This is a genomic window from Stenotrophomonas sp. STM01 (genome assembly GCF_014852135.1).
Classification (GTDB): domain Bacteria; phylum Pseudomonadota; class Gammaproteobacteria; order Xanthomonadales; family Xanthomonadaceae; genus Stenotrophomonas; species Stenotrophomonas capsici.
Genome location: NZ_JACVBA010000001.1, coordinates 1,586,646 through 1,604,384, shown reverse-complemented (window position 1 = coordinate 1,604,384; position 17,739 = coordinate 1,586,646). Strand labels below are relative to the sequence as shown.

Genomic DNA, 17,739 nt, shown 5'->3' with positions numbered 1-17,739 from the left:
AGTTGTCATGACCCTCACCGCGCAGGAAGCCCTGCAACGCACCATCGAGCACCGCGAGATCTTCTTCGACGAGATGGTCGACCTGATGCGCCAGATCATGCGCGGGGAAGTCTCGCCGACCATGACCGCGGCCATCCTCACCGGCCTGCGGGTGAAGAAGGAAACCGTCGGCGAGATCGCCGGCGCGGCCACGGTGATGCGCGAGTTCGCGCTGCCGGTGGCGGTGCAGGACAAGACCCACCTGGTCGACATCGTCGGCACCGGCGGCGATGGCTCGCACACCTTCAACATCTCCACCTGCTCGATGTTCGTGGTGTCGGCGGCCGGGGCCAAGGTGGCCAAGCACGGCAACCGCAGCGTGTCGTCCAAGTCCGGCAGCGCCGATGCGGTGGAGGCGCTGGGCGCGATCATCGAACTCAACCCGGGGCAGGTCGCGCAGGCCATCGAGCAGACCGGCATCGGCTTCATGTTCGCGCCGATGCACCACCCGGCGATGAAGGTGGTGGCACCGGTGCGCCGCGAGATGGGCGTGCGCACCATCTTCAACATCCTTGGCCCGCTGACCAACCCGGTCGGGGCCACCAACATCCTGATGGGTGTGTTCCATCCCGACCTGGTTGGCATCCAGGCGCGCGTGCTGCGCGAGCTCGGTGCCGAGCGCGCGCTGGTGGTGTGGGGACGCGACAACATGGACGAGATCTCGCTGGGGGCCGGCACGCTGGTCGGCGAACTGCGCGATGGCAAGGTGCGCGAGTACGAGATCCATCCAGAGGACTTCGGCATCGCCATGTCCGCCAGCCGCAACCTGAAGGTCACCAACCCGGAAGGGTCCATCGCCATGCTGCGCGGCGTGCTCGACAATGTGCCGGGCCCGGCCAATGACATCGTCGCGCTCAATGCCGGCGCGGCGCTGTACGTGGCCGGCGTGGCCGACAGCATCGCCGATGGCCTGGCCCGTGCCCGCGCGGTGATCGCCGATGGCAGTGCCCGCGCCCGCATGGAACAGTACGTGGCCGCCACGCGCCGGCTGGCCGCTGTCATTTGAACCCCGGCTCGCCCCGGTCCTCCCGATCACCCGCGCCCGCAACGCCCGTCTTCCAGGAAGCAGAACCATGAGCGACATCCTCAACACCATCCTCGCCCGCAAGTCGCAGGAGGTGGCGCAGCGCAGCGCCCGCGTGCCGCTGGCCGAGTTGAAGGCGCGCGTGGCCGACGCCTCGCCGGTGCGCGGTTTCGCCAATGCGCTGCAGGCGGCCATCGCCAACGGCGACCCGGCGGTGATCGCCGAGGTCAAGAAGGCCAGCCCATCCAAGGGCGTGATCCGCCCGGACTTCCGCCCGGGCGAGATCGCGGTGAGCTACGAGTTCGGCGGCGCCAGCTGCCTGTCGGTGCTGACCGACGTGGACTTCTTCCAGGGCGCCGACGCCTACCTGCAGGAAGCGCGCGAGGCCTGCACGCTGCCGGTGCTGCGCAAGGATTTCGTCATCGACCCCTACCAGGTGGTCGAGGCGCGCGTGCTGGGTGCCGACTGCATCCTGCTGATCGTCTCGGCGCTGGATGACCGCCAGCTGGCCGAACTGTCCGACCTGGCGATGCAGCTGGGCATGGACGTGCTGGTCGAGGTGCATGACATCGACGAGCTGGAGCGTGCCATCCAGGTGCCGGTGCCGCTGGTGGGCATCAACAACCGCAACCTGCGCACCTTCGAGGTCTCGCTGCAGACCACGCTGGCGATGAAGGATGCGGTGCCGCGGGACCGCCTGCTGGTCACCGAAAGCGGCATCCTCGGCCCGGCCGACGTGGCGACCATGCGCGGTGCAGGCGTCAATGCCTTCCTGGTCGGTGAGGCCTTCATGCGGGTCGAAGAGCCGGGCGAGGGCCTGCGTCAGCTATTCTTCCCGGCATGACCGAGTCCTATCCTGTTCCCCGCGACGATGCCCCGCTGGTCGTCTTCGATTTCGATCACACGCTCTACGACGGTGATTCGGGCAGCCACCTGTTCGCCTGGCTGATCAAGCGCAACCCGCTGCGGATGCTGGCCGCGCTGCTGATCACGCCCATCGCCGGCCCGCTCGTGGCGATGCTGCCGACCCGCCGCATCGGGATCTCCGCCTATGTGTGGGTGGCCACCTTCGGCCTGCACAAGGCACGCGAGTTCAACAGCGTGATCGACCAGTACGTGCTCAGGCACGAGGCGGAAATCCGCCGCAAGCTGCTGCCGCACGCGCTGGACGTGTTTGCCGCCCATCGCCGCGCCGGCGACCGGGTGGTGGTGGCCACCGGCGCGCCGCCGGAACTTGCCCGTGCCATCCTGGCCTTCGTCGCCCAACAGGGCGTGCCGGTGATCGGCAGCGAGGTCGGCCCGCGCCTGGGCGCGGTGGGTGCCACCCGCCACTGCCACAACGAGGAAAAGATGCGCATGCTGCGCGAGCGCGGTTATGGCGACATCGCCATCGCCTATTCGGACAGCACCGCCGACCTGCCGCTGCTCAAGGCCGCCAAGGCCCCGGTGGTGGTCAATCCCAAGCATTCGCGCGTGGCGTACTTCGGCAAGGTGCTGCCGGCCGGCACGCCGATCCTCAACTGGGGCTGCGTCGGCCGCGGCGGCGATCCGCTGCCGAAGTAACGAACGGCCTTCTCCCGCGCGGGGTGAAGGCATGCGGCTTGCGAGCCGTTGGCCCGTGTATGGCCGAACGCCACGCACGCGGTGCGTGGCCGGGGGGCGCAGCGAGGTGCCCAACGGGCGGATGAGGGCTTCTGCGCTCAGCCGGCGCGCAGCTTCATCACCGCCATGCCGATCTGGAACAGGCTGATCGACAGCACCAGCACGCCCACGGCGACCAGCACCCAGCGCTCCTTGACCCGCTTCACCAGCAGCGCCGCCACCGGCGCGGCCATCATCCCGCCGACCAGCAGGCCGGCGACGATGGACAGGTGCTGCAGCCCCATCGAGAGCAGGAAGGTGATCGAGATCGACAGCGTCACCACGAATTCGGCCGCGTTGACCGAGCCGATGGTGGTGCGCGCCTGCCCGCCGCGGGCCAGCAAGGTGGAGGTGGCCACCGGGCCCCAGCCGCCGCCGCCGCTGGCGTCCAGCAGGCCGGCGAAGAAGCCCAGCACCGGTACCCGCTTCACTTCCTGGCGCGGTGCGAACCTGCCGGCCGCACGGGCCAGGATGAAGATCGCCAGCACCAGCAGGTAAAGATAGATGAACGGCCGGACCACATCGCCGGGCAGCTGGGTGAGCACATAGGCCCCGATCGCCCCGCCGACCGCGCCGGACACGGCCAGGCGCAGGAACAGCCGCTTGTCGACGTTGCCGGCGACCAGGTGCGAGACCCCGGATGCGCCGGTGGTGAACACCTCGGCGGTATGGATGCTGGCGCTGACCGCCGCCGGTGGCAGCCCCATGCTCAGCAGGACCGAGGACGAAATCAGTCCGAACGCCATCCCCAGCGCGCCGTCCACGAGTTGGGCGCCCAGGCCGATCAGGATGAACCAGTAAAACTCGGTACCGAATTCCATTCCCTGAGCCTGCGGGCTGGGGCAGGGCAGGTCAAGGCGCAGCGCCCAGGCTGACCGGCTTCAGTGACAGTGGCAGGCCGGGGGTAACGCTCCGGCAACGTCGTGGTCGTGGCCAACGGGCAAGCGACCGTGGACGGTGCGGTTGTCGGCGCGATGGACCTGTCGGCCCTTTGCGGCAAAGGGCGTGAGGGTGTGAGATTCAACGTGGCGCCCAATGTTTGCCCCCTGTAACAAACATCGGGTGGGGTGGGTCGGGCTCAGCGCGTTCCGTACAGGACCACGGTCTTGCCGCGGGCATGCAGCAGCCCGTCGGCCTGCAGCTTCTTCAGCACGCGCCCGGCCATTTCACGGGAGCAGCCGACCAGTCGGGCGATCTCCTGGCGGGAGACGCGCAGCTGGGTGCCCTGCGGGTGGCTCATCGACTCCGGCTCCTTGGCCAGGTCGTGCAGGGTGCGGACGATGCGGTCGGTCACGTCCAGGAAGGCCAGGCGGCTGGCCTTGCGGCTGGTGTGCAGCAGCCGGCGGGAGATCTGCGAGCCGATGGCGTACAGCAGCTTCGGCGCGTCGGTGGACAGCGGCCCCAGGAACAGCTGGTGCAGCCGCTCGTAGCTGATTTCGGCCAGCTCGCACGGCGTCCGGGTACGCAGGATGACTTCACGCTTTTCCGACTCGATGAACAGGCCCATCTCGCCGACGAACTCGCCGGCGCCGAAGTAGCCCAGCACCAGCTCCCGGTCATCCTCCTCCTCGGCGATGATGCTGACCGAGCCGCTGACCACGTAGTACATGGTCCCGGCGGGGTCGCCCGGGCGGAACACATCGGTGCGGGCCGGATAGCGCCGGCGGTGGCTATGGGCCAGGAAGCGGTCGATGGTCGCGATATCCAGCGCAAGCGGGCTGGAGGCGAGGCGCACATTGGTCACAGTGTTTGTGTTCCCAGGGCTCATGTTTGGAGTCCATAAATGAATGAACTTGACGGAGTTCACAAAAAGAATGAACTTGCTTAATGGGCAAGCTTAACGAGCCCGATCATAAGGGGCAAACGACCTTACGTGGGAACCGTATCGCGGGGGGGAACTTTGCCCCATAATTCGCGCTTTCCACCATCTACAGGATCGACCGCCGTGGTCAAGCCTTTGCCTCGCCTGAGGTTGCAAGGATTCAACAACCTCACCAAGGCCCTGAGCTTCAACATCTATGACGTCTGCTATGCGCGTACCGAAGAGGAGCGCCAGCGTTATATCGAGTACATCGACGAGGAATACAACGCCGATCGTCTCACGCAGATTCTCACCGATGTGGCCGAGATCATCGGCGCAAACATCCTCAACATCGCGCGTCAGGATTATGACCCGCAGGGTGCATCGGTCACGATCCTCATTTCCGAGGAACCGGTGATCGACAAGAAGGCCGCCGGCAAGGAGCTGATCTCCGACGCCGTGGTCGCGCACATGGACAAGTCGCACATCACCGTGCATACCTACCCGGAGACCCATCCGCAGGAAGGTATCGCCACGTTCCGTGCCGACATCGACGTGGCCACCTGTGGCGTGATCTCGCCGCTGAAGGCGCTGAACTACCTGATCGAGAGTCTGGAATCGGACATCGTGATCATGGATTACCGCGTGCGTGGCTTCACCCGTGACGTGAAGGGCAAGAAGCACTTCATCGACCACAAGATCAACTCGATCCAGAACTTCCTGGCCAAGAACATCAAGTCGCGCTACGAGATGTTCGACGTCAACGTCTACCAGGAAAACATCTTCCACACGAAGATGCACCTGAAGGACTTCGACCTGGACCAGTACCTGTTCGAGGAGAAGGCCAAGAACCTGTCGTTCAAGGAACGCATGAAGATCGAGGCGCTGCTGCGCCGTGAGATCGAAGAGCTGTTCCACGGCCGCAACCTGGCCGAGTAAGCACAGGCAACACCGGCGGGACGGCCCGCCCTGCAGTCACTGCAGAACGAAACCGACGGCGGCCCGGTGCGGAAGTACCGGGCCGCTTTGTTCTTGAATGAGGAAAACAACGATGCCCTGGATCTATCTGCTGCTCGCCGGCGTGTTCGAGATCGGCTTTGCACTGGGCCTGAAGTACAGCGAAGGCTTCACCCGGCCGCTGCCCAGCGTGATCACCGTGGTGATGGCCGGCATCAGCCTGTGGCTGTTGACCCAGGCGCTGCGCACCATTCCGGTGGGCACCGGCTATGCGGTATGGACGGGCATTGGCGCGATCGGCGTGGCCATCGCCGGCATGCTGCTGTTCGGCGACAGCACGTCGTGGCCGCGGCTGCTGTGCATCGCGCTGATCGTCTCCGGTGTCATCGGCCTGAAGCTGGTCAGCTGACCCGCAGTACCGAGCCAGGTCCGGCAGGTTCTGCGGGCATGCCATAGCGGGGCATGGCCCGCTCTACCCGGAATCCAGGGAGTGCAGAGCCACGCTCGGCACGGGTTTCACCGATATGTCGCAACGAGGCATGACACCGGTTGGCTGGGCTGTTCCCCCCCCCCGACGGATGTCTCAAATTCGATACGCCACCGACTTCATCGCCCGGGAGGCCAGGGCCATCACCGAGGGGATCGGGAACGGGAGCTTGCGCGCGCCGGCATGCTCGGCGTGTTCGGCATGGCGGGCCTCGTCGAGCTTCATCACCTTCAGGATCTCGCGGCTGCGCTGGTCGGCCGGTGGCAGGGTCTCCAGATGCTCGTCCAGGTGCGCTTCGACCTGGCGCTCGGTCTCGACCACGAACCCCAGGTTCCAGCCATCCCCGCGCAGGCCGGCCAGGGTGCCGATGGTGTAACTGCCGGCATACCACAGCGGGTTGAACAGGCTGGGGCGGCTGCCCAGTTCGCGCAGGCGATCGGCGCACCAGCTCAGGTGATCGGTCTCCTCCTGTGCGGCCGCCAGCAGGTGTTCGCGCGTGGCCGGGTCGCGGGCGACCGCCGCCTGGCCGAAATACAGGCCCTGGGCGCAGACCTCGCCGACGTGGTTGATCCGCATCAGGCCCGCCGCATGGCGGGTTTCGGCGGCGTCCAGCACCACCTCGGGGGTGTCGCCGGCCGGGTTCGGGCGTGCGGCCGGCGGATTGCCGAACACCGTGTCCAGGGCGCGCTGGGCTTCGGTCAGCAGGTGGTCCAGGGGCGTCTGTATGCGGGCAGCGGTCATGGCGGGCCGGTGGAGTGGGGTGGCCCGATTCTCGCCCCTGGTCCTTGGCCTGCCAAGGGCACCCGAGCCAGGGGTTGGGGATAACTTGCGCCGGCCCGGCGACCCCGGTACAATCCCGCGCTTCTGTTTCACCATTCACAACGCGTGGCAAAGTTCCGGTGGGATCCTCCGCCGCAATCCGCCCGACCTACCTTGAGTTCTTTATGAGCACTTTCACTGCAAAGAACGAGACCGTCCAGCGCGACTGGTACCTCGTTGACGCCGCCGGCAAGACGCTGGGCCGTCTGTCCACCGAGCTGGCTCGCCGCCTGCGTGGCAAGCACAAGCCGACCTACACCCCGCACGTTGACACCGGTGATTACCTGGTCGTCATCAATGCCGAGAAGATCGCCGTCACCGGCAAGAAGCTGAAGGACAAGAAGTACCATCGCTTCACCGGCTACATCGGCAACCTGAAGACCGAATCCCTGGAGCAGGCGCTGGAGCGTCACCCGGAGCGCGTGATCGAGATCGCGGTCAAGGGCATGCTGCCGAAGGGCCCGCTGGGTCGTCAGATGTACCGCAAGCTCAAGGTCTACGCCGGCACTGAGCATCCGCACGCCGCACAGCAGCCGCAGGTTCTGGATATCTAATCATGGCTATCACTCAAAACTACGGCACTGGCCGCCGCAAGTCCTCCACCGCCCGCGTGTTCCTGCGCAAGGGCACCGGCAACATCACCGTCAATGGCCGTCCGCTGGACGAGTTCTTTGGCCGTGAGACCGCGCGCATGATCGTGCGCCAGCCGCTGGAACTGACCAAGAACACCGAGAGCTTCGACGTCATCGCCACCGCTGCTGGCGGCGGCACCACCGGCCAGGCCGGTGCGATCCGTCTGGGCATCGCGCGCGCTCTGGTCGAGTACGACGCAACCCTGAAGGTTGAACTGCGCAAGGCTGGCTTCGTGACCCGCGACGCCCGTGAAGTCGAGCGTAAGAAGGTCGGCCTGCACAAGGCACGTCGCGCCACCCAGTTCTCCAAGCGTTAATCGCCTTGGGGTGGGATTCTTCGGAATCCCCCTGGGAAAGCAAAAGCCCGGCTTCGGCCGGGCTTTTGTCGTTTCCGGGGTGTGGATATGGCGTGGGCATCCACCTTGCTGGAATCTTCCGGGGCCGGTCGATGCATAAAAAAAGACCCGATCTTTCGATCGGGTCTTTCGTGTCTGGCAGCCCCGGAAGGATTCGAACCTCCGAATGTCTGAGTCAGAGTCAGATGCCTTACCGCTTGGCGACGGGGCTGTGGTGCAGCGCGATTATCGCACATCCGGCCCGATGGTTGGGCATTGGCGCGAGAGGGTGGAACAAAAAAGGCCTGATCTTTCGATCAGGCCTTTTTGTGTCTGGCAGCCCCGGAAGGATTCGAACCTCCGAATGTCTGAGTCAGAGTCAGATGCCTTACCGCTTGGCGACGGGGCTGTAGTGCAGGTGAAACCTGCGTTCCCATGGTGGCTATGGGTGGACTCGAACCACCGACCCCAGCATTATGAGTGCTGTGCTCTAACCGGCTGAGCTACATAGCCTTGGGAGCCGGTAATTCTGGTGGTGCCGCGTCATTCTGTCAACAGATTTTTTCGCGCTTGTGGCCTGCGCAAGGCCATGGCAGAGTCCTCGGCAGTAGAAATTTTAGGAGTCCGCATCGTGATCGATCCGGACGGCTATCGACCGAATGTCGGCATTGTGCTGATGCGGGAGGATGGGCAGGTGTTCTGGGCACGACGCGTGCGCCGGGATGGCTGGCAATTCCCGCAGGGCGGAATGAATACCGACGAAACGCCTGTCGAAGCCATGTACCGCGAGCTGCAGGAGGAAACTGGCCTGCTGCCCGAACACGTCGAAGTACTGGGGGCGACCCCCGGATGGCTTCGCTACCGGCTGCCCAGCCGGGCCGTACGCCGCAACGAACGCCAGGTCTGCATCGGCCAGAAGCAGGTCTGGTTCCTGTTGCGCCTGACCGGCGACGAGGCGCATGTACGGCTGGACCAGACCGAGACCCCCGAGTTCGACCATTGGCGCTGGGTGGATTTCTGGTACCCGGTCGAGCATGTGGTGATCTTCAAGCGCGGTGTCTATGCCCGTGCGTTGCGGCACCTGGCGCCATTGGCGCGGGGCATCGCCGGGTCCGGCGTGCAGTCGATGCCGACATCGGCGCTGGAGGCCTGGCTGCCGGGCAATACCGCCGGGCACGACCGGCCGCGCAAGCGGCAGCGGCGGCAGGGGCCATGGCGGAAGAAGATTAATAATGATTAACGGCTGGAATTGACAACCATTATCATTTGCGGTGGAATGCGCTCAGCCAATCAAGGCTGTCCAACGAGCAAGCATCCGTGTACGTCTGCATCTGCAATGGGGTTACCGATCACCAGATCCGTGAAGCCGCGCTTGCCGGTTGTGACAGCGTGGCTGAACTGACCATGCGCACCGGATGCGGCTCCAATTGTGGCTCCTGCCTGGACATGGCCGCAGGCCTGCTGGAGCAGGCGCGGCTGACCCGCGAGTTGCCCTTGCCGATGTTGCAGGCCGCCTGAGCCTGCCCGCCGCCGCGGCGGCTAATGATCACGATTCGCGTTCCTTCATTGCGCGCCGACAACGGGTAAAGTTCGCCCGTTCACACCGTCGGAGTCCGTGCCATGAAAGGCGACGCCAAAGTCATCGAGTTTCTCAACAAGGTCCTCTACAACGAGTTGACCGCGATCAACCAGTACTTCCTGCACGCCAAGATGCTGAAGAACTGGGGCCTGAAGGAACTGGCCGAGCACGAGTACAAGGAATCGATCGACGAGATGAAGCACGCCGATGCGCTCTCCGATCGCATCCTGTTCCTCGAGGGACTGCCGAATTTCCAGGCGTTGGGCAAGCTGCGCATCGGCGAGAACCCGACCGAGATCCTGAAGTGCGACCTGGCCCTGGAGAACGAGGCGGTCGTGGTGCTGCGCGATGCCGTGGCCTACGCCGAGTCGATCAGCGACTACGTCAGCCGCGAGCTGTTCGTGAAGATCCTCGATTCGGAGGAAGAGCACATCGATTGGCTGGAGACCCAGCTGGACCTGATCGAGCGCATTGGTGAGCCGAACTACCTGCTGACCAAGATCGACGACTGAGTTCCGGCGTCTCGCCACGACGGCGTCATGTGCGGTTGATGACCGCGCATGGCGCCGTTGTCGTTTGTGCGGTTTGGTGCCTGGGGCGGCGTTGCCGTGTCGCGTTGAGCGGATGTGCCGGGTGCGGACGGGGTTGGGGACAGGGCCGGGATTTCATCCCGGCCCGCGCAACCGGTAGCCAGGGCGCAGGGCTGGCGGGGACCTTCGTCCCGCCGGTGTCAGGACTGCGGCAGGCCGTGCTGGTAGGCGGCCAGGGCGATGCGGGCGCGGGCGAATTCGGCGATCACCAGCGCGGCCATGACCGTCGGGCGTTCCAGCGTGCCGGTGCGCGCGGCGTGTTCGATGCGGCGGGCGGCATCGGACAGGGCCTGCGCACCGACATTGCCGCTGGAGGACTTCAGGCTGTGCGAGATCTCGCGGATGCGCTCGTTGTCCGCCATCGCGGCAGCCTGCTGCAACTGTTCGACCAGGCGGGGCGTTTCGTCCAGGAACAGGGCGATGATCGCGCCGGTTTCATCGCCGGCGATCTCGAACAGCTCGTCCAGCACGGTGGTGTCCAGCACGGCCATGGCCGGCACGTCGGCCGGGACAGGTGACGGGGGCGCCGCGGGGGCGCTGGGGACTTCTGTAGGCATGGGCGTGTCGGTCGTGGTGGTGGCAGCGGGCGGCAGGTGCCGATGGCGTTGCAGGCAGGCCTGCAGCTGGGCGCGTGAGATGGGTTTGGAGAGGTAGTCATCCATGCCGGCATCCAGGCAACGCTGGCGGTCGCCGGCCATGGCGTTGGCGGTCATGGCGATGATCGGCAGCCGCGCGCTGCCGGTGCTGGCCTCGTGCGCGCGCCAGCGGCCGGTGGCGGCATAGCCGTCCAGTACCGGCATCTGGCAGTCCATCAGCACGGCCTCGTAGTCGTGCCGGCGCAGCTTGTCCAGGGCAATGGCCCCGTTCTCGGCGGCGTCGGGGATGCAACCCAGGACCTTGAGCAGTTTCTGCGCCACCATCAGGTTGACCGGGTTGTCCTCGACCAGCAGCACCTTCATGCCGGTCAGGTCGACGTTGTCGGTCGCGGGAAGCGCCTCGGGCGCAGCCGGCAGGAGCGTTGGCGCGCTGATGGCCGGTGCAGCTGGCGTGGCAGGGGGAGCCGGAACCGGCGGGGTCGTCGGCACCGCGTCGGGTGTGACACCGGCATGAACGTTCGTGGCCGTGGCAACAGGTGCGGTGCTGGTCGCAATCGTTGCTGCCGGCGCATCGTCGTGGCGCGGTGCGATCACCCGTGGTGCCGCGAGCGCCTGGCGCAGCTGTGCGTCGGCCAGGTGTTTGGGCAGCAGTATCGCCGCGCCGGTCTGCAGGTCCTCGGCCGGCAGCGCATCGCCCTGCAGCCACACCAACCGGGGAGCGGTATTGCCCATGCGCTCGACGGCACGCTGCAAGGCGACCGCACTGCCACGCTGGGACTCCAGGTCGCCGATGACGGCATGGAAGCTGCTGCTGGTGGCGGGGTTGCGCAGGTATTCCAGGGCTTCCTGCAGGCCCGGCGCCGCCAGCGGCTCGTAGCCCCAGGTGGCGAGGATGCGCTCGAAGCGCTGGCGCAGGCGTTGTTCGGGCAGGAGCAGCAGGACCTTGCGGGGCTTGCCGAGGTGATCGGGTTGCTGCAGGTCGCCGATGACCTTGAGCAGCGGGATCTCGAACCAGAACGTGGCGCCGCGCCCCGGCTGTGACTGCACGCCGATGGTGCCGCGCATCAGGTCGATGATGCGCTTGCAGATGGCCAGGCCCAGCCCGGTGCCGCCGTACAGGCGGGTGGTGGAGGCGTCGGCCTGGGTGAAGGCATTGAACAGGCGTTCCTGCTGCGCGCTGTCCAGGCCGATGCCGGTGTCGCGCACCTCGAAGCGCAGCTGGTGCTGCGCCGGGGTCTCGCCGAGCCGCTTGACGTTGACCTGCACGCTGCCGCGCTCGGTGAACTTGATCGCATTGACCAGCAGGTTGCCCATCACCTGGCGCAGCCGCACCGGATCGCCGCGCACCGGCAGGCGCACGGCCGGATCGATGTGCAGCGACAGGCGCAGGCCCTTGTGCTCGGCGGCGCGCTGCATCAGCAGCAACATGCCTTCCAGGGTCTCGCGCAGGTTGAAGGTGGTGATCTCCAGCTCCAGCCGGTTCGCCTCGAGCTTGGAGTAGTCCAGGATGTCATCGACGATGCGGAACAGCTGCCGCGAACTCTCGGTGGCCGTGTTGAGCATGTTGCGCTGCTCCGGATCCAGCGGTCCCTGCGAGACCATTTCCAGCATCGGCAGGATGCCGTTGAGTGGCGTGCGGATCTCGTGGCTCATCGTGGCCAGGAATTCACCCTTGGCCAGCGTGGCGGCCTCGGCGGCCTGCTTGGCCTGCAGCAGTTCCTGCTCGAGCTTGCCGTGGCGCTGCTCGGCCTGGCGCAGGCGATTGCCTTCCAGCTGCAGCTCGTCGTTCTGCAGCTGCAGGGCATGTGCATCGCGTGCCAGGGCATTGCCGCTGATCGCTGCCAGCAGCGCGGCGATGGCCGCGGCGATAGCGGCCGCGCCACCGGCCATGGCCGGCACCTGCGGCAGCCAGGCGGTGGCAGCGGAGGCCGCCGCGCAGCCGGCGGCCAACAGCGCCCAGTTGCGCGCTCCCCCGTGGCCGGCCACTTACAGCACCGCGTTCTGGAAATCGAAATTGAGCTCGGCGCCGGCGTGCTGCACGACGTTGCCCTGGATGAAGTCCACGCCCCCCATCCACATCGCCGCGGCGGCCTGCGGGTCTTCGATCTGCTGGCCGATGATCTGCACGTTGGCGCGGTGGGCCAGGTCGATGGTGGTGCGCAGCTCATCGCGCAGCTTCTGGCTGGTGTGGCTGCCGGCGTAGCGTGCGGCCATGCGCACGTAGCTCAGCGGCAGCTGGGTCAGCAGGGCGTTGGCTTCATCGCCGGGTTCGAACTGGCTCAGGCAGAACTGCACGCCGGCCGGCATCAGCCGTGCGCAGAACTGCTGCAGGCCGACCACGTGCACGAGTGCATCGGACAGGCGGACGTCGATGACCAACCCGTTGCCGGCGACCTGGCGGTCCTGCAACGCCTTGAGCAACCAGTCGGCATAGGCACCGCGGGCCAGCGTGCGCAGCGACTGGGAAACGAACAGGCGCATCGGCGGGGTGGCGAACTGGTACAGGTGCAGCAGGCCGAGCGCGTGTTCGACCACCTGCTGGTCGAGGTCGGCGATGCGGCCGGCGGCTTCGGCGGCCGGGATCACCTGGCCGGCGGAAAGCAGGGTGCCGTTGCTCTGGCGCAGGCGCAACAGCAGCTGGTACTGCGCCGTGTCGCTGCCGGCGACGGCGACGATGGGCTGGTAGGCCAGCTCCAGCTGGCCGTCCAGCAGGGCCAGGTGTTCCTTGTTCTGGGCCTCGTCCTCGGGCACGTAGGCAGCGCTGCCGGTATGGCTCAGGCGCGCCTGCAGGGTAGTGCGCTCGACCGCTTCCAGCGCGTTGTCCGCGTCGGCGAAGCCCTGCGACAGGCGGGCATGGCCGACGGCGCAACGCAGGAAGACCGATTCTTCCTCGCGTGCGGAGAACGGCTGCGCGGACAGGATGGTGCGGGTGAACTGGGCCAGTTCCTCGACCTTGGTCTCGTCCAGGTCGCGCGCCAGCAGCAGGAAGCTGTTGTCGTTCAGGCGTGCCAGCTGGTAAGGCTTGAGCCCGCCGAACAGGCGCTGCGCGGCCTGCACCATCAACCGTTCGAAGCTGGCGTAGCCGTAACGCTCGCGCAGGCCCAGCGCGCTGGCGATCTCGATGAACAGCAGTCCGCCGCTGGCCGAGGCCGCCAACGCCGCCTGCAGCTGCTGCATGACGTTGTGGCGCGTGGGCAGGCCGGTTTCCGGATTGTTCAACAGCGGGCCGGGCTCGCTGCGGCCGGCCGGCTGCATGCGGTTGCGGCGGATCCGGTTGGCGACCGCGGCGACCAGGTGGCGTGGGCGGATCGGCTTGACCAGCACGTCGTCGGCACCGCAATCGAGTACTTCGAACTGGCGGTCCGGGTCGGCTTCACCGGTCAGGAACACGATCGGCAGCAGCTGCTGCTGCGGATGCTGGCGGATCATCGCGGTCAGGCGCATGCCGTCGATGCCGGGCATGTGCAGGTCCATCAGGATCAGGTCGGGACGGTGCTCGGTGATGGCCTGCTGCACGCCATCGACATCCATCTGCACGAAGGCCTGCATGCCGGCGCCATGCAGCACGCTCTGCGCGAACAGCGCCTGGGAGCGGTTGTCCTCGATGATCAGTACCCGGTACGGCGCTTCGGCATCGGTGGCCTGCGCCGGATCGGCGGCCGGGGCGTCCTCGCCGCTGCTGCGGATCTGCGCCTGCACGGCTTCGGCCGGCGGCGCATTGCGCACGCTCCAGCGCTGCCAGTAGCCGGCGGGCGGGGTTTCCGCACGAATGGGTCGGGCGGTCGGGGTCGGGGTGTCGGTGCTTGCCATTTCTGCTCCCGGTGGGCCGGGCGATTATGCGTTCAGGAAGAAGGTGGCAGCGACCGTTCGCCACTGCCGGAAAGGGGAGGCGTCGCCGCCGGGGTCGCGAACAGGCGCTTGAGGCCGCGCCACAGCATGCGCCAAACCAGCCAGACCACCAGCGCGCCGAGGATGCTGGCGCCCAGCACGAAGCACAGTGCCAGCCACGGATGCGCCAACGCCAGCGCCAGGCCGCCGACGACCACGGTGTCCTCGGCGACGGAGGCGACCCAGTTGCTGGCCGGTTCGGGCGAGGTGTTGAGCAGGGCGCGGGTGCCGGACTTGAGCCCGTGGCTGGCCAGCGCGACGCCGGCGCCGGCAACGAGGGCGCCGGTGCCGAGCTGGCCGTCCGGCGACAGCGTGGCGGCGGCCAGGAACGCCCCGGCTGGCACGCGGGCCAGGGTCTGGACCAGGTCCCAGATCGAATCCACGCCGGGGATCTTGTCGGCGAAGAACTCGGCCGCTGCCAGCGCGGCGGAGGTGCCCAGCACCCACCACGATTCGGTGGCCTGCAGGGCCGGAGGCAGGTCCACCCAGCCCAGCAGCCCGGCCAGGCCGACGCCGAACACGGTCAGGTAGACACGGATGCCGGCCAGCCAGGCCAGCAGGATGCCGATGACGAATATGTGGGCTTCGGTCATGGGAGGGGCCGCGTGCGAACCGTGAGCAGGGTCCCAACTATCGGATATGCCCGCGATGATTGCCAGATGCGCGGGTACAGGCGTCGGCCATCGACTCTCGTTTACACTGGCCCGTCGTTAGTCAGACCGAGCAAGGCCGCCCTGTCGGGGCGCCGGAGCCTGCCATGAGCCCTCGACCCACTTCCCGTTTCCAGATCACCCCCCGTGGCGGCGCATCGGCGCGGCCGGGCTGGGTGCCGCTCGCGCTGCTGGCCGGTGCCTGGCTGTTGTCACTGCTGCTGGTGGGCTGGCTGTCGGCGCGCTATGCCTCGCCCGATGCCGGAGGCCTGCGCGAGAAGCTGCGCCAGGCCGAGAGCCAGGTGAAGGTGCAGCGGGACAAGGTCGAGGAACTGCAGCAGCGCCAGGCCACGCTGGAGGCCTCGGACAAGATCAGCCGCGCCGCCAACACCGAGGTGCAGGCCTCACTGGCCGAGCGCGACGAGGAAATCGCCGGCCTGCGCGCCGACGTGGCGTTCTACGAGCGGCTGGTGGGTTCGACCAGCCAGCGCAAGGGGTTGAACACCCATTCGATCGAGTTTTCCCCAGAGGCCGCGGGCAGTTGGCACTACAACATCGTGCTCACCCAGAACCTCAACCGTGGCGCGATCAGCCAGGGGCAGATGCGGTTCTCGGTCGAAGGCGTGAAGGACGGCAAGCTGACCACGGTCAGCTGGGACGACCTGCACCAGCAGAAAAGTGCACCCGGCAAGGACTATTCGTTCCGCTACTTCCAGCAACTGGACGGTAGCGTGATGCTCCCCCGGGATTTCACCCCGCAACGTGTGCGAGTCTCGCTCACCGGGCCTGGGGGAGGCGCCACACAGACATTTGATTGGAAACTCGCCGGCAACGGCAGAGGGGAGTAATTATGTTCGGAAGCAAGTCCAGCCGCGACAACCACCTGGTCGTGGACGCCCTGATCGGGCCGCAGGTGGAGATCAGGGGCGACGTCGTATTCAGCGGTGGCCTGTACGTGGAAGGCCGCATCCTGGGCAAGGTGATCGTCGAGGACGGTGGCAACGGCACCCTGACCCTGGCCGAGCAGGGCCATATCGAGGGCGAGGTGCGGGCCACCGTGGTGGTGCTCAGCGGCCGCCTGGACGGTGACGTCCACGCCAGCGAGCGGATCGAGCTGACCCCCAGCGCCCGGGTGACCGGCAACGTGCATTACCAGGTGGTGGAGATGAGCGCCGGCGCGCAGCTCAATGGCCGCCTGGTGCATGCGGCCGCCATGGCCGCGCTGCCGCCGCCGGAGGACAAGCCGGCCGGCAAGGCGAAGAAAACTGAAGCCTCCGAGGCTTGAAAGCCCGCTGCCCGGCCCCCATGCTGGGCAGCATGAGTACGTTAGTGTCCCTGCCCGGCGTCCAGCCGGCGCCTGATTACCAGTCCCTGGACCGCCCGCTGAACTTCACGGCTTCGGCGGCATCGAAGGTGCGCGAGTTGATCCAGGACGAGGGCAATGCCGCCCTGGCCCTGCGCGTCTACATCCAGGGCGGTGGCTGCTCGGGCTTCCAGTACGGGTTCGAGTTCGACGAGAACCGTGCCGAGGACGATCTGGCGGTGGTCACCGAAGGCGTGACCCTGCTGGTCGACCCGTTGAGCCTGCAGTACCTGATGGGCGCCGAGGTGGACTACACCGAGAGCCTGACCGGCGCGCAGTTCGTGATCCGCAACCCGAACGCCCGCACCACCTGCGGCTGCGGCAGCAGCTTCTCGGTCTGATCCGCTGATCCACGCCATGCGTGGCATCGCCGTGCTTGCGGTGGGCGCGCTTTGGCGGCAGGCTCTGGGCGATGTCGACTCCTGACCGTACATTTTCCGGATACGCCTTTGCCGGCGTGCCACTGGACCGTGCCGATGCACTGCGCGGTGATGCCGAAGCGCTGGCGCGGCTGTGGCCGCAGGCCAAGGTGCTGGTACTGGATGCCGATGGCACCGCATTCGCCGATGGCGAAGGGCAACCCTTCATCGCCGAGGGCCACGCACTGGGCGGCGGGCCGGGTGCGGCGACCTTCCTGGGCCGTGATGGCAATGGCCACCCGTGGTTCGCCGCCGAGGCGACCGGGCTGACCCTGCAGGCGCCGGGGCGCATCGACTTGCGGCTTGCCGCGGCCACCTGGCCGCCGGAACTGGCCGATATCTTCTGTTACGCGCGCGGGATGTCGTACTGGCATTCGCGCAACCGGTTCTGTGGCGTCTGTGGCGCGGCGATCCGCTTTGGCCGCGCCGGCTTCATCGGCCATTGCGACCAGTGCGGCACCGAGCATTACCCGCGCGTGGATCCGGCGATCATCGTCGCGGTGGAAAACCAGGGCCGCCTGTTGCTGGGGCGGCAGTCCAGCTGGGCGCCGCGCCGCTATTCGGTGCTGGCCGGCTTCGTCGAGCCCGGCGAGAGTTTCGAGCAGACGGTGGCCCGCGAGGTGTTCGAGGAATCGCAGGTGCGGGTGCTTGCCTCGCGTTACCTGGGAACCCAGCCGTGGCCGTTCCCGGGGGCGTTGATGGTCGGTTTCATGGCCACCGCCGAGGACGACACGCCACGTGTCAACGGCGAGCTGGAGGACGCGCGCTGGTTCAGCGTCGAAGAGGTCGGTGCGGCGCTGCAGCGCGAGGCCAACGACGACGGGCAGGGCATCCTGCTGCCGCCACGCATCTCGATCGCGCGCAGCCTGGTCCAGCACTGGTACGAGCGGCAGGGAGGCTGATCCGGTGGCGATCCCGG

The 17,739-nt window shown here is 67.0% G+C and carries 20 protein-coding genes and 3 tRNA genes; 14 read left to right on the top strand and 9 right to left on the bottom strand.

What is annotated here, in order from left to right; genetic code table 11:
• The first annotated feature begins 7 nt into the window (after positions 1 to 7).
• The 3 genes from trpD (at position 8) to IB227_RS07465 (ending at position 2,626) form a co-directional block, all read left to right on the top strand.
• Positions 8 to 1,045, top strand: a complete 1,038-nt coding sequence (gene trpD, locus IB227_RS07475; protein WP_192286831.1) for an anthranilate phosphoribosyltransferase — start codon at positions 8 to 10, stop codon at positions 1,043 to 1,045.
• Between the two features lie 67 nt (positions 1,046 to 1,112).
• The gene (trpC, locus tag IB227_RS07470; RefSeq protein WP_132863308.1) at positions 1,113 to 1,907 is read left to right on the top strand and encodes an indole-3-glycerol phosphate synthase TrpC; all 795 of its coding nucleotides are present in this window, start codon (positions 1,113 to 1,115) and stop codon (positions 1,905 to 1,907) included.
• A complete protein-coding gene (locus IB227_RS07465; RefSeq protein WP_192286830.1) occupies positions 1,904 to 2,626 on the top strand; it encodes a haloacid dehalogenase-like hydrolase in 723 nt (240 codons plus the stop codon). The genes trpC and IB227_RS07465 overlap by 4 nt, the downstream gene beginning before the upstream one ends.
• A 137-nt stretch (positions 2,627 to 2,763) precedes the next feature.
• On the opposite strand, the gene IB227_RS07460 is transcribed toward IB227_RS07465, so the two are convergent.
• Positions 2,764 to 3,525 carry a sulfite exporter TauE/SafE family protein gene (locus IB227_RS07460; RefSeq protein WP_192286829.1) on the bottom strand — a complete coding sequence of 254 codons (762 nt, stop codon included), beginning with the start codon at positions 3,523 to 3,525 and terminating at the stop codon, positions 2,764 to 2,766.
• Positions 3,526 to 3,782: 257 nt separating this feature from the next.
• Positions 3,783 to 4,472 (bottom strand): cAMP-activated global transcriptional regulator CRP, encoded by a 690-nt coding sequence (crp, locus tag IB227_RS07455; protein ID WP_132863313.1) that lies wholly within the window; start codon positions 4,470 to 4,472, stop codon positions 3,783 to 3,785.
• A gap of 177 nt (positions 4,473 to 4,649) precedes the next feature.
• Here crp and speD point away from each other — a divergent pair, with 177 nt between their 5' ends.
• Positions 4,650 to 5,444, top strand: a complete 795-nt coding sequence (gene speD, locus IB227_RS07450) for an adenosylmethionine decarboxylase (RefSeq protein ID WP_054667806.1) — start codon at positions 4,650 to 4,652, stop codon at positions 5,442 to 5,444.
• A 112-nt stretch (positions 5,445 to 5,556) separates the two neighbouring features.
• Positions 5,557 to 5,871 (top strand): multidrug efflux SMR transporter, encoded by a 315-nt coding sequence (locus IB227_RS07445; protein ID WP_132863314.1) that lies wholly within the window; start codon positions 5,557 to 5,559, stop codon positions 5,869 to 5,871.
• A 174-nt stretch (positions 5,872 to 6,045) separates the two neighbouring features.
• Here IB227_RS07445 and coq7 read toward each other — a convergent pair whose 3' ends face one another.
• Positions 6,046 to 6,690 carry a 2-polyprenyl-3-methyl-6-methoxy-1,4-benzoquinone monooxygenase gene (coq7, locus tag IB227_RS07440; RefSeq protein ID WP_192286828.1) on the bottom strand — a complete coding sequence of 215 codons (645 nt, stop codon included), beginning with the start codon at positions 6,688 to 6,690 and terminating at the stop codon, positions 6,046 to 6,048.
• A 203-nt stretch (positions 6,691 to 6,893) separates the two neighbouring features.
• Between coq7 and rplM the strand changes: the two genes are divergently transcribed.
• Both rplM and rpsI read left to right on the top strand, forming a co-directional pair.
• Positions 6,894 to 7,322, top strand: coding sequence for a 50S ribosomal protein L13 (rplM, locus tag IB227_RS07435; protein ID WP_192286827.1), 429 nt, complete (start codon positions 6,894 to 6,896; stop codon positions 7,320 to 7,322).
• A 2-nt stretch (positions 7,323 to 7,324) separates the two neighbouring features.
• Positions 7,325 to 7,717 carry a 30S ribosomal protein S9 gene (rpsI, locus tag IB227_RS07430; RefSeq protein ID WP_132863318.1) on the top strand — a complete coding sequence of 131 codons (393 nt, stop codon included), beginning with the start codon at positions 7,325 to 7,327 and terminating at the stop codon, positions 7,715 to 7,717.
• A 175-nt stretch (positions 7,718 to 7,892) separates the two neighbouring features.
• Here the strand turns inward: rpsI and IB227_RS07425 are convergent.
• From IB227_RS07425 to IB227_RS07415, 3 genes are all read right to left on the bottom strand, one after another.
• Positions 7,893 to 7,967 (bottom strand) — tRNA-Gln (locus IB227_RS07425).
• Between the two features lie 102 nt (positions 7,968 to 8,069).
• A tRNA-Gln gene (locus tag IB227_RS07420) sits at positions 8,070 to 8,144 on the bottom strand.
• Between the two features lie 27 nt (positions 8,145 to 8,171).
• Positions 8,172 to 8,248 (bottom strand) — tRNA-Met (locus IB227_RS07415).
• Positions 8,249 to 8,366: 118 nt separating this feature from the next.
• Here IB227_RS07415 and IB227_RS07410 point away from each other — a divergent pair.
• From IB227_RS07410 to bfr, 3 genes are all read left to right on the top strand, one after another.
• A complete protein-coding gene (locus IB227_RS07410) occupies positions 8,367 to 8,975 on the top strand; it encodes an RNA pyrophosphohydrolase (protein ID WP_132863320.1) in 609 nt (202 codons plus the stop codon).
• A gap of 77 nt (positions 8,976 to 9,052) precedes the next feature.
• Entirely contained in the window at positions 9,053 to 9,253 is a 201-nt protein-coding gene (locus tag IB227_RS07405) for a (2Fe-2S)-binding protein (protein WP_132863322.1), read from the top strand.
• Positions 9,254 to 9,355: 102 nt separating this feature from the next.
• The gene (gene bfr / locus IB227_RS07400; RefSeq protein ID WP_132863324.1) at positions 9,356 to 9,826 is read left to right on the top strand and encodes a bacterioferritin; all 471 of its coding nucleotides are present in this window, start codon (positions 9,356 to 9,358) and stop codon (positions 9,824 to 9,826) included.
• A 218-nt stretch (positions 9,827 to 10,044) separates the two neighbouring features.
• Here the strand turns inward: bfr and IB227_RS18470 are convergent, their stop codons facing one another.
• From IB227_RS18470 to IB227_RS07380, 3 genes are all read right to left on the bottom strand, one after another.
• Complete coding sequence (locus IB227_RS18470) at positions 10,045 to 12,390, bottom strand: ATP-binding protein (protein WP_225591746.1); 2,346 nt, start codon at positions 12,388 to 12,390, stop codon at positions 10,045 to 10,047.
• Between the two features lie 96 nt (positions 12,391 to 12,486).
• The gene (locus tag IB227_RS07385) at positions 12,487 to 14,310 is read right to left on the bottom strand and encodes an EAL domain-containing protein (RefSeq protein ID WP_132863328.1); all 1,824 of its coding nucleotides are present in this window, start codon (positions 14,308 to 14,310) and stop codon (positions 12,487 to 12,489) included.
• 32 nt (positions 14,311 to 14,342) lie between these two features.
• Complete coding sequence (locus tag IB227_RS07380) at positions 14,343 to 14,981, bottom strand: DUF4126 domain-containing protein (RefSeq protein ID WP_192286826.1); 639 nt, start codon at positions 14,979 to 14,981, stop codon at positions 14,343 to 14,345.
• A 164-nt stretch (positions 14,982 to 15,145) separates the two neighbouring features.
• Here IB227_RS07380 and IB227_RS07375 point away from each other — a divergent pair, with 164 nt between their 5' ends.
• The 4 genes from IB227_RS07375 to nudC all read left to right on the top strand — a co-directional run bounded on the left by IB227_RS07375 (position 15,146) and on the right by nudC (position 17,722).
• The gene (locus IB227_RS07375; protein ID WP_132863330.1) at positions 15,146 to 15,886 is read left to right on the top strand and encodes a DUF6776 family protein; all 741 of its coding nucleotides are present in this window, start codon (positions 15,146 to 15,148) and stop codon (positions 15,884 to 15,886) included.
• A gap of 2 nt (positions 15,887 to 15,888) precedes the next feature.
• Complete coding sequence (locus tag IB227_RS07370) at positions 15,889 to 16,323, top strand: polymer-forming cytoskeletal protein (protein ID WP_132863332.1); 435 nt, start codon at positions 15,889 to 15,891, stop codon at positions 16,321 to 16,323.
• A 32-nt stretch (positions 16,324 to 16,355) separates the two neighbouring features.
• Entirely contained in the window at positions 16,356 to 16,742 is a 387-nt protein-coding gene (gene erpA, locus IB227_RS07365; protein ID WP_132863333.1) for an iron-sulfur cluster insertion protein ErpA, read from the top strand.
• 71 nt (positions 16,743 to 16,813) lie between these two features.
• Positions 16,814 to 17,722, top strand: a complete 909-nt coding sequence (gene nudC, locus IB227_RS07360; RefSeq protein ID WP_132863335.1) for an NAD(+) diphosphatase — start codon at positions 16,814 to 16,816, stop codon at positions 17,720 to 17,722.
• Positions 17,723 to 17,739: the final 17 nt, after the last annotated feature.

Excerpts from the sequence above, each read along its gene's own strand:
- erpA (WP_132863333.1), top strand. The coding sequence starts at position 16,356 with ATGAGTACGTTAGTGTCCCTGCCCGGCGTCCAGCCGGCGCCTGATTAC.
- trpD (WP_192286831.1), top strand. The coding sequence starts at position 8 with ATGACCCTCACCGCGCAGGAAGCCCTGCAACGCACCATCGAGCACCGC.
- IB227_RS07445 (WP_132863314.1), top strand. The coding sequence starts at position 5,557 with ATGCCCTGGATCTATCTGCTGCTCGCCGGCGTGTTCGAGATCGGCTTT.
- IB227_RS18470 (WP_225591746.1), bottom strand. The coding sequence starts at position 12,390 with ATGGCCGGTGGCGCGGCCGCTATCGCCGCGGCCATCGCCGCGCTGCTG.
- IB227_RS07385 (WP_132863328.1), bottom strand. The coding sequence starts at position 14,310 with ATGGCAAGCACCGACACCCCGACCCCGACCGCCCGACCCATTCGTGCG.
- IB227_RS07375 (WP_132863330.1), top strand. The coding sequence starts at position 15,146 with ATGAGCCCTCGACCCACTTCCCGTTTCCAGATCACCCCCCGTGGCGGC.
- rplM (WP_192286827.1), top strand. The coding sequence starts at position 6,894 with ATGAGCACTTTCACTGCAAAGAACGAGACCGTCCAGCGCGACTGGTAC.
- nudC (WP_132863335.1), top strand. The coding sequence starts at position 16,814 with ATGTCGACTCCTGACCGTACATTTTCCGGATACGCCTTTGCCGGCGTG.
- crp (WP_132863313.1), bottom strand. The coding sequence starts at position 4,472 with ATGAGCCCTGGGAACACAAACACTGTGACCAATGTGCGCCTCGCCTCC.
- IB227_RS07465 (WP_192286830.1), top strand. The coding sequence starts at position 1,904 with ATGACCGAGTCCTATCCTGTTCCCCGCGACGATGCCCCGCTGGTCGTC.
- trpC (WP_132863308.1), top strand. The coding sequence starts at position 1,113 with ATGAGCGACATCCTCAACACCATCCTCGCCCGCAAGTCGCAGGAGGTG.
- rpsI (WP_132863318.1), top strand. The coding sequence starts at position 7,325 with ATGGCTATCACTCAAAACTACGGCACTGGCCGCCGCAAGTCCTCCACC.
- IB227_RS07460 (WP_192286829.1), bottom strand. The coding sequence starts at position 3,525 with ATGGAATTCGGTACCGAGTTTTACTGGTTCATCCTGATCGGCCTGGGC.
- IB227_RS07380 (WP_192286826.1), bottom strand. The coding sequence starts at position 14,981 with ATGACCGAAGCCCACATATTCGTCATCGGCATCCTGCTGGCCTGGCTG.
- coq7 (WP_192286828.1), bottom strand. The coding sequence starts at position 6,690 with ATGACCGCTGCCCGCATACAGACGCCCCTGGACCACCTGCTGACCGAA.
- IB227_RS07370 (WP_132863332.1), top strand. The coding sequence starts at position 15,889 with ATGTTCGGAAGCAAGTCCAGCCGCGACAACCACCTGGTCGTGGACGCC.
- bfr (WP_132863324.1), top strand. The coding sequence starts at position 9,356 with ATGAAAGGCGACGCCAAAGTCATCGAGTTTCTCAACAAGGTCCTCTAC.